10 protein-coding genes are annotated in these 11,024 nt (G+C 61.9%); 2 read left to right on the top strand and 8 right to left on the bottom strand.

The window, feature by feature from the left end; genetic code table 11:
* Positions 1-106: 106 nt before the first annotated feature.
* Positions 107-1,201, bottom strand: a complete 1,095-nt coding sequence (gene hemE, locus ACYVNQ_RS00860; RefSeq protein ID WP_460900243.1) for a uroporphyrinogen decarboxylase — start codon at positions 1,199-1,201, stop codon at positions 107-109.
* A gap of 269 nt (positions 1,202-1,470) precedes the next feature.
* Here hemE and ACYVNQ_RS00855 point away from each other — a divergent pair, with 269 nt between their 5' ends.
* Positions 1,471-2,307, top strand: coding sequence for a transporter substrate-binding domain-containing protein (locus ACYVNQ_RS00855; RefSeq protein WP_460900242.1), 837 nt, complete (start codon positions 1,471-1,473; stop codon positions 2,305-2,307).
* Positions 2,295-2,558 (top strand): hypothetical protein, encoded by a 264-nt coding sequence (locus ACYVNQ_RS00850; protein WP_460900241.1) that lies wholly within the window; start codon positions 2,295-2,297, stop codon positions 2,556-2,558. The genes ACYVNQ_RS00855 and ACYVNQ_RS00850 overlap by 13 nt, the downstream gene beginning before the upstream one ends.
* Before the next feature lie 575 nt (positions 2,559-3,133).
* On the opposite strand, the gene ACYVNQ_RS00845 is transcribed toward ACYVNQ_RS00850, so the two are convergent.
* The 7 genes from ACYVNQ_RS00845 to ACYVNQ_RS00815 all read right to left on the bottom strand — a co-directional run bounded on the left by ACYVNQ_RS00845 (position 3,134) and on the right by ACYVNQ_RS00815 (position 10,903).
* Positions 3,134-4,864 carry an AMP-binding protein gene (locus tag ACYVNQ_RS00845; RefSeq protein WP_460900240.1) on the bottom strand — a complete coding sequence of 577 codons (1,731 nt, stop codon included), beginning with the start codon at positions 4,862-4,864 and terminating at the stop codon, positions 3,134-3,136.
* 324 nt (positions 4,865-5,188) lie between these two features.
* Complete coding sequence (locus tag ACYVNQ_RS00840; protein WP_087738538.1) at positions 5,189-5,614, bottom strand: F0F1 ATP synthase subunit epsilon; 426 nt, start codon at positions 5,612-5,614, stop codon at positions 5,189-5,191.
* A 169-nt stretch (positions 5,615-5,783) separates the two neighbouring features.
* Positions 5,784-7,178 carry a F0F1 ATP synthase subunit beta gene (gene atpD / locus ACYVNQ_RS00835; protein WP_460900239.1) on the bottom strand — a complete coding sequence of 465 codons (1,395 nt, stop codon included), beginning with the start codon at positions 7,176-7,178 and terminating at the stop codon, positions 5,784-5,786.
* Positions 7,179-7,294: 116 nt separating this feature from the next.
* Positions 7,295-8,182, bottom strand: coding sequence for a F0F1 ATP synthase subunit gamma (atpG, locus tag ACYVNQ_RS00830; RefSeq protein WP_460900238.1), 888 nt, complete (start codon positions 8,180-8,182; stop codon positions 7,295-7,297).
* A gap of 97 nt (positions 8,183-8,279) precedes the next feature.
* Positions 8,280-9,821, bottom strand: a complete 1,542-nt coding sequence (gene atpA, locus ACYVNQ_RS00825) for a F0F1 ATP synthase subunit alpha (protein ID WP_460900237.1) — start codon at positions 9,819-9,821, stop codon at positions 8,280-8,282.
* A gap of 69 nt (positions 9,822-9,890) precedes the next feature.
* Complete coding sequence (locus tag ACYVNQ_RS00820) at positions 9,891-10,430, bottom strand: F0F1 ATP synthase subunit delta (RefSeq protein ID WP_460900236.1); 540 nt, start codon at positions 10,428-10,430, stop codon at positions 9,891-9,893.
* 2 nt (positions 10,431-10,432) lie between these two features.
* On the bottom strand, positions 10,433-10,903 hold the full coding sequence (locus tag ACYVNQ_RS00815; RefSeq protein ID WP_460900235.1) for a F0F1 ATP synthase subunit B: 471 nt from the start codon (positions 10,901-10,903) through the stop codon (positions 10,433-10,435).
* Positions 10,904-11,024 lie beyond the last annotated feature (121 nt).

Below are 11,024 nucleotides of genomic sequence, written 5' to 3'. Positions count from 1 at the left end.
GGAACGCCATTCGACGGCCTGTGGAATGCAATTTTCCCCTTAGGGCGAGAGCCCACTTCATTGCATTGCAACAATACCGACACATTTGTCGTGTTATGCGGGATGCCTAAACGTGTCCCGCAGCACGCACCGCACGACTATGCCGGTGCACCTCGTCGACCAGCTCGGCAACGTGCTCCGGCGGCGTGAACTGCGAGATGCCATGGCCCAGATTGAACACGTGCCCCGGGTGATTTCCATAGCTGTCGAGCACCGCGCGTGCTTCGCTGCGAATCGTCGCCGGCGGGGCAAACAGCACCGATGGATCGATGTTGCCCTGGAGCGCGACCTTTCCCGCGACGCGCTCGCGCGCGCGATCCAGATTCACCGTCCAGTCGAGTCCGACCGCGTCGACGCCACTTGATGCGATCTCTTCGAGCCAGTGGCCGCCGCCCTTCGTGAACGTGATGACGGGCACGCGGTTGCCTTCGTGTTCGCGCTTCAGGCCACTCACTACCTGCTCGATGTAATGCAGTGAGAAGCGCTGATAGATGCCGTCCGCCAGCGCGCCACCCCATGTGTCGAAAATCATCACGGCCTGAGCGCCGGCTTCGATCTGCGCGTTCAGGTACGCGGTAACCGAGCGTGCGTTGATCTCGAGAATGCGCTGCATCAGGTCCGGGCGGCTGTACAGCATCGACTTCACCGTGCGGAAATCGTCGGAGCCGCCGCCTTCCACCATGTAGCACGCAAGCGTCCACGGGCTGCCGGAAAAGCCGATCAGCGGCACCCGCTGGCGGCCTTGCGCATCGGTCAGTGCACGGCGGATCTGGCTGACCGCAGCGGTCACGTAGCCTAGCGTGGCCTCGATGTCCGGCACGGCGAGACGCGCGACATCCGCTTCGCTGCGCACCGGGTAGGCGAACTTCGGGCCCTCGCCCGCTGCGAAGTCGAGGCCGAGCCCCATCGCGTCAGGAATCGTCAGGATGTCCGAGAACAGGATCGCAGCGTCCAGCGGATAACGCTCGAGCGGCTGCAAGGTTACTTCGGTCGCGTAGTCGGGGTTTTTCGCGAGGCCGAGGAAGCTGCCGGCCCGGCTGCGCGTTGCGTTGTATTCGGGCAGGTAACGGCCCGCCTGGCGCATCAGCCAGATCGGCGTGTAGTCCGTCGGCTGGCGCAGCAGCGCGCGCAGAAAAGTGTCGTTCAGAAGTTGATGAGCCACGGTGCGGGCGCGCGAAGGCAAAAAGACAAAGGAGCATTTTAGCGGACGCGGCGGATGCGGTGTCCGGATGTGACACCGACACACAGGCGGCGCAGCGCGAAGGGCGCAACCTTGCGGGCGAAAATCGCGAACCTCACGAATGGACGGCGCGTGATGCTCGGGGTATGGTGCATCGCCGCCGGCAGTCTTTAGTGCCCTTTTGCGCCCTTCAGCGCGCTTCGACGCCGGCTGACTTCTGGCATGCAGGCGATCGGACCACGGGGAGCTCCATGAAGAAAACCACGGTGATGTTGTTGAGCGTTTTAACCGGCGCGCTGGCTGGCGTGCTGTTCAACGCGATTGCGGCGCACGCGCAGAGCAGCGCGGCGCCAGGCACCACGGCGGTGGCAGGCGCCGCGGCCGCGCCATCGCGGCTCGACGAAATCATCGCTCGCGGCACGCTGCGCGCCTGCACCACGGGCGACTACAAGCCGTACTCGTACTATCGGGCCGACGGCCAGTTCGAGGGCATCGACATCGACATGACCGAATCGCTCGCGAAGTCGCTCGGCGTGAAAACGCAGTTCATCAAGACGACGTGGCCGAACCTGCTGAACGACTTCGTCGCGAAATGCGACGTCGCGGTGGGCGGCGTATCGACTACGCTCGAACGGCAGAAGCGCGCGTTTTTCACGTCTGCCTATCAGGTGGACGGCAAGACGCCGATCGTTCGTTGCGACGATGTGAACAAGTATCAAACGGTCGAGCAGATCGACCAGCCCGACACGCGGGTGATCTTCAACCCGGGCGGCACTAACGAGCGCTTCGCGCGGCAGGCGTTCCCGCACGCCAGGCTCACCGTCTATCCGGATAACGTGACGGTCTTCAAGCAGATCCTCGCCGGCAAGGCGGACGTGATGGTGACCGACGCATCAGAAACGTTGCTGCAGCAGAAGCTGAATCCCGGCTTGTGCTCAGTGCATCCCGATAAACCCTTTCAGTACGGCGAAAAAGCGTGGATGGTGCCCCGCGGAGATACCACGTTCCAGCAATATGTCGACCAATGGCTGCATCTTGCGCGAGAAAGCGGCGAGTACCAGGGAATTTCCGACAAGTGGCTGAAATGAGTCAGGGCTGCGCCGACAGCGGCCGCCCGCATTGGGGAATCAGACGACGTGATCCTGTAACCGGCGGCGGCGCGCTTAAACGCGCGCTGATTAAGCCCACGCTGCAATCCGTCGCGCATCGTCTGGCGCTGGAAGCGCTTCCTGCACCGCATCATTTTTCGCTTACGCAGGGGTTTTCTCGGTTGCAAAAAAATCGCGAGCGACTACGCTTCTTTCAACTCACTTCTAGCCAGATCCCGTCGCCTCGGTAACAATTTCCGTAAGCCCTCGCCAAGATGCAGCGCAATATCCAGCGCAAATAGAAGCGGTAAATAGAAATTTAATGGCTTTTTCAGGCCCGGTAAAAAGGTTGTTTTCAGCGGTACAAAACGGCAAAAAATCCCGGAGAGCCTTATCTGGCGGGCGTTACAACCTGAAACACTTTGTTACCGTGTTCCCGGTTTAATTCGCCCACAATGCCTCTCACGGGTTCAACACGGATGTGGCTTGGTGTGTGGTGTGAGCGGATACCTTCGCTAAGCCGGTCGGCAGATTGCCGGGTCCCTGAAAAGGGGCATCCCTGTTGGAGTCGTGTTGGCGGCGAATGCGTCGCTCAGTCGATTCCTCCTTTGGTCTCCTCGCGCTAACCCCGTAGCGTGTGGTTTTTAGCGGGCTCCAGGCCCGCTTTTTTTTTGCCTCGCCAAACGTTTGCGCAATGCAGCGTCGGGCGGTTTTTGTGCAGTGCGTGCGGCCGCGGCAACGCCCGGCTCGAGTATGCGCTGCGCGTTGCGGTACGTACCGATGCGGCCGCCGCATCGGGCAGTCGCGGTGTTTTGGTCAAGCTTGGTCAAGCGGTCTTGCCCGCGCTCAGCTGCAGCTCCTCAATCATCCGCTCCCGCATGACGAACTTCTGGACCTTGCCGGTCACCGTCATCGGCAATTCGTCGACGAAGCGGATGTACTTCGGCACCTTGTAGTGCGCAATCTGGCCGCGGCAGAACGCCTGGATTTCTTCCGTCTCCGCATGCTCGCCGGCGCGCAACACAATCCACGCACAGACTTCTTCGCCATATTTCGCATCCGGCACGCCGAACACCTGCACGCTCTGGATCTTCGGGTGGCGAAACAGGAATTCCTCGATTTCGCGCGGGTAGACGTTCTCGCCGCCGCGGATCAGCATGTCTTTCAGGCGGCCGACGATATTGCAGTAGCCGTCGGCATCGAGCGTGGCGAGGTCGCCGGTGTGCATCCAGCCGTCGACGATGCTCTCGCGACTCTTCGCTTCGTCGTTCCAGTAGCCCTGCATCACCGAATAGCCCTTCGTGCACAGTTCGCCCGTCGTGCCGACCGGTACGATGTCGCCGGCCGCGTCGATTACCTTCACTTCCAGGTGCGGCTGGATCCGGCCCACCGTGGTCGTGCGCTTGTCCAGCGGGTCGGTGGTAGCGCTTTGGAATGACACCGGGCTCGTTTCAGTCATGCCATAGGCGATCGTGATCTCGTTCAGGTGCATTTTCGAGACAACCGTCTTCATGGTTTCGATCGGGCACGGCGAGCCGGCCATGATGCCGGTGCGCAGGCGCGACAGATCAAAGCGCGCAAAGTCCGGATGATCGAGCTCGGCGATAAACATCGTCGGTACGCCGTGCAGCGCGGTGCAGTGTTCCTCGGAGACTGCGGCGAGCGTTGCGCCGGGATCGAAGGCCTCGCCCGGAAACACCATGTTCGCGCCCACCGATACGCAGGCCAGCACCGCCAGCACCATGCCGAAGCAGTGATACAGCGGCACCGGAATGCACAGCGAATCCTGTTCGGTCAGGCGCATCGCCATCGCGATGTAGCGCGCATTGTTGATCACGTTGCTGTGCGTGAGCGTGGCGCCTTTGGGGTTACCGGTCGTGCCGCTGGTGAACTGGATGTTGATCGGATCGTGCGGCGACAACGTGGCGCCGATCGCGTCGAGGGCGGTGCGATCGAGTGAGACGCGGCCCTGCTCGATCACCTCGGAAAAGCACAGCATGCCCGGGGTATCGGTGTCGCACATGCGGATCACGATGCGCAAGTCGGGCAGACGGGCGGCATGTAGATCGGCCGGTGCGTGCGTCGCGAGCTCGGGCGCCAACTCTTGCAGCATCTGCAGGTACATCGACGTTTTGAAGCGCTCTGCCGCGACGATTGCCTTGCAGCCGACCTTGTTCAGCGCGTATTCGAGCTCGGCGAGCCGATAGGCGGGATTGATGTTGACGAGAATCGCGCCGAGCCGCGCCGTCGCGAACTGCGTCAAAAGCCATTCGATCCGATTAGGCGACCAGATGCCGACCCGGTCGCCCTTCACGATGCCGAGCGCGGCAAATCCGGCTGCCAGGATGTCGACTTCGTCGGCGAATTCCTGCCAGGTCCAGCGAATCCCCTGCTCGCGAAATACCACTGCCGGCCGGTCTGGAAAGCGACGCGCGGTGTCGTGCAGGAAGTGCCCCAGCGTCGCTTCGCTCAACGGGATGTCAGTCGAGCCGCGCACGTATGAGCGCCCGTCTTTCGGTACGATGAGCGCAGCGGCGCCGGCAATCTGAGTCGCCATGGTGCTTGTCTCCTGATGATTGCGGTTCCCGCTTGTGGAAATCGGTGCCGCACCGATTGTGCATCGACGCGCGGGCGAGTGGCATCAAGGCTTACCCGCAGCTTTCATGGGTGATTATTGGCTGGGGCGTGATGCCGAGGGATGGCTAAATCTTGCGAGCTTTCCGCTGGTGGCGAGAGCGGCGAGTGGCGGGCGATGGATGGCGAGCGGTGAGCGACGGCAGGCTGCAGGTTGCGAGCGACGGGCCACGGGGCAGCAGGCGAAAAAAAAGCAGCCACGAGGGCTGCTTTCAGCTTCAGTACTTCCTGTGGTTCTTCTTAATGCTTAATGCTGTCCGCGCAGCTTGCGCAACCGTTGGATCGCGGCGAGTTGCGCCGTTGCGTACGCGAGTTCCGCTTGCGCGGTTGCGTATTCAAGATTCGAGCCGGTGTTCTGCAGCGCCTCTTCTGCGCGCTTGCGAGCCTGCTCGGCCTTCGCCTCGTCGAGATCCTTGCCGCGGATCGCGGTATCGGCCAGAACCGTCACCGCGCCGGGTTGCACCTCGAGAATGCCGCCGGCGACGAACACGAATTCCTCTTCGCCGTTCTCAGCCTCGATGCGCACCGCACCCGGACGAATCCGCGTGATCAGCGGCGTGTGGCCCGGCAGAATGCCGAGCTCGCCCGCTTCGCCCGGCAGCGCAACGAACTTCGCCTGGCCCGAGAAGATCTGCTCTTCCGCGCTGACGACGTCTACCTTGATAGTTGCCATAAAGTATCGACTCCTGTCGAGAGTGGGGCCTTGGCGCCGACTCCCGTTCGGGTTGAGCGTGATGCGTGTGGCGCAGGACTCGCAGCGAACGCGTGATTACCGACTACCGAGTACCGGTACAACCCGCCCGCCGCTGCAAACCCGCGCCTTCCTGCCGACGCGCCAACCGTTACTGGATCTTCTTGGCCTTTTCGAAGGCTTCGTCGATCGTGCCGACCATGTAAAACGCCTGCTCCGGCAGATGATCGCATTCGCCTGCGACGATCATCTTGAAGCCGCGGATGGTTTCCTTCAGCGGCACGTACTTGCCCGGCGAGCCCGTGAACACTTCCGCGACGTGGAACGGCTGCGACAGGAAACGCTGGATCCGCCGCGCGCGCGCGACCGACAGCTTGTCTTCCGGCGACAGTTCGTCCATGCCCAGAATCGCGATAATGTCGCGCAATTCCTTGTAGCGCTGCAGCGTCTGCTGCACGGCGCGCGTGATCGTGTAGTGCTCTTCGCCGATCACGTGCGGGTCGATCTGACGCGACGTCGAATCGAGCGGATCGACCGCCGGGTAGATACCCAGCGAAGCGATGTCACGCGACAGCACCACCGTTGCGTCAAGGTGGCCGAAGGTCGTAGCCGGCGACGGGTCGGTCAAGTCATCCGCAGGGACGTACACGGCCTGCACCGACGTGATCGAGCCAGTCTTGGTCGACGTAATACGCTCTTGCAGCTTGCCCATTTCTTCAGCCAGCGTCGGCTGATAACCCACTGCCGACGGCATCCGGCCCAGCAGTGCCGACACTTCAGTACCGGCCAGCGTGAAACGGTAGATGTTGTCGACGAAGAACAGCACGTCGAGGCCTTCGTCACGGAAGTGCTCGGCCATCGTCAGGCCGGTCAGCGCCACGCGCAGACGGTTGCCCGGCGGCTCGTTCATCTGGCCGTACACCAGCGCGACCTTGTCGAGAACGTTCGAGTCTTTCATTTCGTGGTAGAAGTCGTTCCCTTCACGGGTCCGCTCGCCCACGCCCGCGAACACGGAGTAACCGCCGTGTTCCTTCGCGATGTTGTTGATCAGTTCCATCATGTTGACGGTCTTGCCCACGCCTGCACCGCCGAACAGACCCACCTTGCCGCCCTTTGCGAACGGGCAGATCAGGTCGATAACCTTGATACCCGTTTCGAGCAGTTCGGTCGACGGCGACAGTTCGTCGAACGCCGGCGCCTTCTGGTGGATCGAACGCAGCGTGTCGCTGGCGATCGGACCGGCTTCGTCGATCGGACGGCCAAGCACGTCCATGATGCGGCCGAGAGTCGGCTTGCCGACCGGCACGCTGATCGGCTTCGCGGTGTTCTTCACCACGACGCCGCGGCGCAGACCGTCGGACGAACCCAGACAGATGGTACGGACGATGCCGTCGCCCAGCTGCTGCTGGACTTCGAGCGTCAGTTCCGAACCTTCGAGAATGAGCGCGTCATACACCTTCGGCATGTGTTCGCGCGGGAATTCCACGTCGATCACCGCGCCGATGCACTGTACGATCTTGCCTTCTACCAAAGCAGTTGTACTCATCGCTTTTCCTTTAGATACTCAATTCTTCACTCGCGCTACGGCACGGTGGGTTGCCCGCAGCTATGTTCGTTCGTATGCGTGATCGCGAACAACTCGCTAGACGCGGGTCGCTACACTCAAACCGCGGCGGCGCCGCCGACGATTTCCGACAATTCCTTCGTGATCGCGGCTTGCCGGCTCTTGTTGTACACGAGCTGCAATTCGCTGATGACCGTCTTCGCGTTGTCCGAAGCGGCCTTCATCGCGACCATCCGTGCCGACTGCTCCGAAGCCATGTTCTCGGCGACGGCCTGATAGACCAGCGCTTCGACATAACGCACCAGCAGTTCGTCGACCACCGTCTGCGCGTCCGGCTCGTAGATGTAATCCCACGAAGTGCTCGGCGTCGTCTTGTCGCCTTCCGCGTTCGCCTCGAACTTGTCGGCCGTCAGCGGCAGCAACTGTTCGATCACGGCTTCCTGCTTCATCGTGTTGACGAAGCGCGTGTACGCCAGGTACACCGCCGAGATCTTGCCTTCCGAGTACATGTCGAGCTGCACCTTGACGGCGCCGATCAGCTTCTCGAGATGCGGCGTGTCGCCCAGCTGCACGACGTTCGATGCGACCTTCGCGCGCAGGCGGTTCAGAAAACCGAGACCCTTGCCGCCGATCGCCGTTGCTTCGACCGTCGTACCCAGACCTTCCAGTTCCTTGAACTTCTGCAGCGACGCGCGCAGCACGTTGGTGTTCATACCGCCGCACAGACCTTTGTCAGTCGTGACGAGGATGAAACCTGCGGTCTTCACGCCATCGTTCGCCACCATGAACGGGTGACGGTACTCCGGGTTCGCACGGCTCATGTGCGCAGCGATGTCACGGACCTTGTCGGCGTACGGACGGGCAGCGCGCATGCGTTCCTGGGCGCGGCGCATCTTCGATGCGGCCACCATCTCCATCGCCTTGGTGATCTTGCGCGTGTTTTGCACGCTCTTGATCTTGCCGCGAATTTCCTTCATTCCAGCCATTGCTTGCTCCTTGATCGAAACCGCGCGGGGCTTGCTACCTGCCTGTTACGGCTGGCCCGCGCTGTTTCGAGGTCCGGTTATGTCTCGCGGACGCGGATCAGTAAGCGCCGGACTTCTTGAAGTCCTTGAGGGCGTTGTGCAGCGCGCCTTCGTCGTCCTTCGACAAGTCCTTGTTATCTTCGATGCGCTTGATCAGATCGGCGTGGCTCGTCTTCAGGAATTCGCGCAGGCCCTTTTCGAACGGCAGCACGTCTTTCACTTCCAGATCGTCGAGGTAGCCGTTGTTCGCTGCGAACAGCGCGACCGACAGTTCCCACACCTGCAGCGGCTGATACTGCGGCTGCTTCAGCAGTTCCGTCACGCGGCGGCCGCGCTCGAGCTGCTTGCGGGTCGCTTCGTCGAGGTCCGACGCGAACTGCGCGAATGCGGCCAGCTCACGATACTGCGCGAGGTCGGTACGGATACCGCCCGACAGCTTCTTCACGACCTTGGTCTGCGCAGCGCCACCGACTCGCGACACCGACACGCCGGCGTTAATTGCCGGGCGGATACCTGCGTTGAACAGGTCGGTTTCCAGGAAGATCTGGCCGTCGGTAATCGAAATCACGTTGGTCGGCACGAACGCGGTCACGTCGCCCGCTTGCGTTTCGATCACGGGCAGCGCGGTCAGCGAACCGCTCTTGCCCTTCACTTCGCCGTTGGTGAACTTCTCGACATACTCTTCCGACACGCGGGCTGCACGCTCGAGCAGACGCGAGTGCAGGTAGAACACGTCGCCCGGGTACGCTTCGCGGCCCGGCGGGCGGCGCAGCAGCAGCGAGATCTGACGGTATGCCCACGCTTGCTTGGTCAAGTCGTCATAAATGATCAGCGCGTCTTGACCGCGGTCGCGGAAGTATTCGCCCATCGTGCAGCCGGCGTACGGTGCGAGGTACTGCATCGCAGCCGATTCCGAAGCCGAAGCCGCCACGACGATGGTGTAAGCCATCGCGCCGGTTTCTTCGAGCTTGCGCACCACGTTGACGATCGACGAAGCCTTCTGGCCGATCGCAACGTAAATACAGATCAGGTCCTTGCCCTTCTGGTTGATGATCGTGTCGACGGCCACCGCGGTCTTGCCGGTCTGACGGTCGCCGATGATCAGCTCGCGCTGGCCACGGCCGATCGGCACCATCGCGTCGATCGACTTCAGACCGGTTTGCACCGGCTGCGACACCGACTTACGCCAGATCACGCCCGGCGCGATCTTTTCGATAGCGTCGGTCATCTTTGCGTTGACCGGGCCCTTGCCGTCGATCGGAACACCAAGTGCATCGACCACGCGGCCGATCAGTTCCGGACCCACCGGCACTTCGAGAATGCGGCCCGTCGTCTTGACGATGTCGCCTTCGGAAATGCTTTCGTATTCGCCCAGAATAACCGCGCCGACCGAGTCACGCTCGAGGTTCAGCGCGAGGCCGTACACGTTGCCCGGGAACTCGAGCATTTCGCCTTGCATCACTTCCGACAGGCCGTGAATACGCACGATACCGTCGGTCACGGAGATCACGGTGCCTTGGTTGCGAACGTCTGCGCTCGCTTCAAGGCCCTGGATCCGGCTCTTGATCAGCTCGCTGATCTCAGAGGGATTGAGTTGCATTATTCGCTCCTGATAGTCAATTCTGTTGCGTGCCAGCCGCTCGGCGCATTGAACGCCAGATACGCAAAATCAAGCGGTAAGCGCCGTCTGCATGCCGGCAAGCCGCGCGCGGACCGAGGTATCGAGCACTTCGTCACCGACCGTCACGCGCACGCCGCCAATCAGCGACGCATCGACTTCAACGGAGGGCTTCAGCTTGCGTTTGAACTTGCGCTCGAGCGCGCCGACGAGTTCATCGAGCTGCGCGCCCTCAAGCGGGAATGCGCTGACGATCTGCGCATCGGCCGCGCCTTCGCGGGCGTTCTTCAGCGTTTCGAACTGTGTGGCGATTTCCGGCAGCAGCGCGAGACGGTGGTTGTCCACCAGCATCTGCACGAAATTCTTCGCTTGCGCGTCGTCCTTCAACGGCGACTTCACCGCGGACAGCAGCAAGTCGGCGACCTGCGCACGGCTCACCTTCGGGCTCGACGCAATCGACGCGACTTCCGGCAGACGCGCAACCTGTGCCGATTCCTGCACGAACGTGGACCAGCCGGCGACGTCACCGCTTGCGGCAACGGCAAACAGCGCTTCAGCGTACGGACGGGCGATGGTTGCAAGTTCGGCCATGATCAGAGCTCGGCTTTGAGTTGATTCAGCAGATCGGCATGAACCGACTGGTTCACTTCGCGCTTCAGGATCTGTTCGGCGCCCTTCACAGCCAGCGCGGCCACTTCGCCACGCAGCGTTTCGCGTGCCTTGACGACTTGCTGTTCGGCATCGGCCTTCGCTTGAGCGATGATGCGGGCAGCTTCGGCATGCGCCTGTGCCTTGATTTCATCGGCGACCGACACGGCGCGCTTTTCGGCATCGGCGATACGCTGCTGGCCGTCGTTACGCGCCTGCGCAAGCTCCTCTCCGACGCGCTTGTGCGCGGCATCGAGTTCCGCCTTGCCTTTTTCGGCGGCCGACAGGCCATCAGCGATCTTTTTTGCGCGCTCGTCGAGTGCGTTGACCAACGGCGGCCACACGAACTTCATCGTGAACCACGCGAGGATCAGGAACACGACCATTTGCGCAAACAGAGTTGCGTTGAGATTCACGGTGTTTCCTTAAATGTTGCTTGTCGGAGGGGGAGACGGGAAGCGGCAAGGCGCTCATCGACTCAGCGTTCGATCAGCGCCCGGTGCCCGTTCCGCTTTGCGCCTTCACCTGTTATAGATC

It is taken from the genome of Paraburkholderia jirisanensis, from assembly GCF_054782355.1.
The sequence above is the reverse complement of the archived record's forward strand: the minus strand, read 5'-3'. Positions and strand labels throughout refer to the sequence as shown.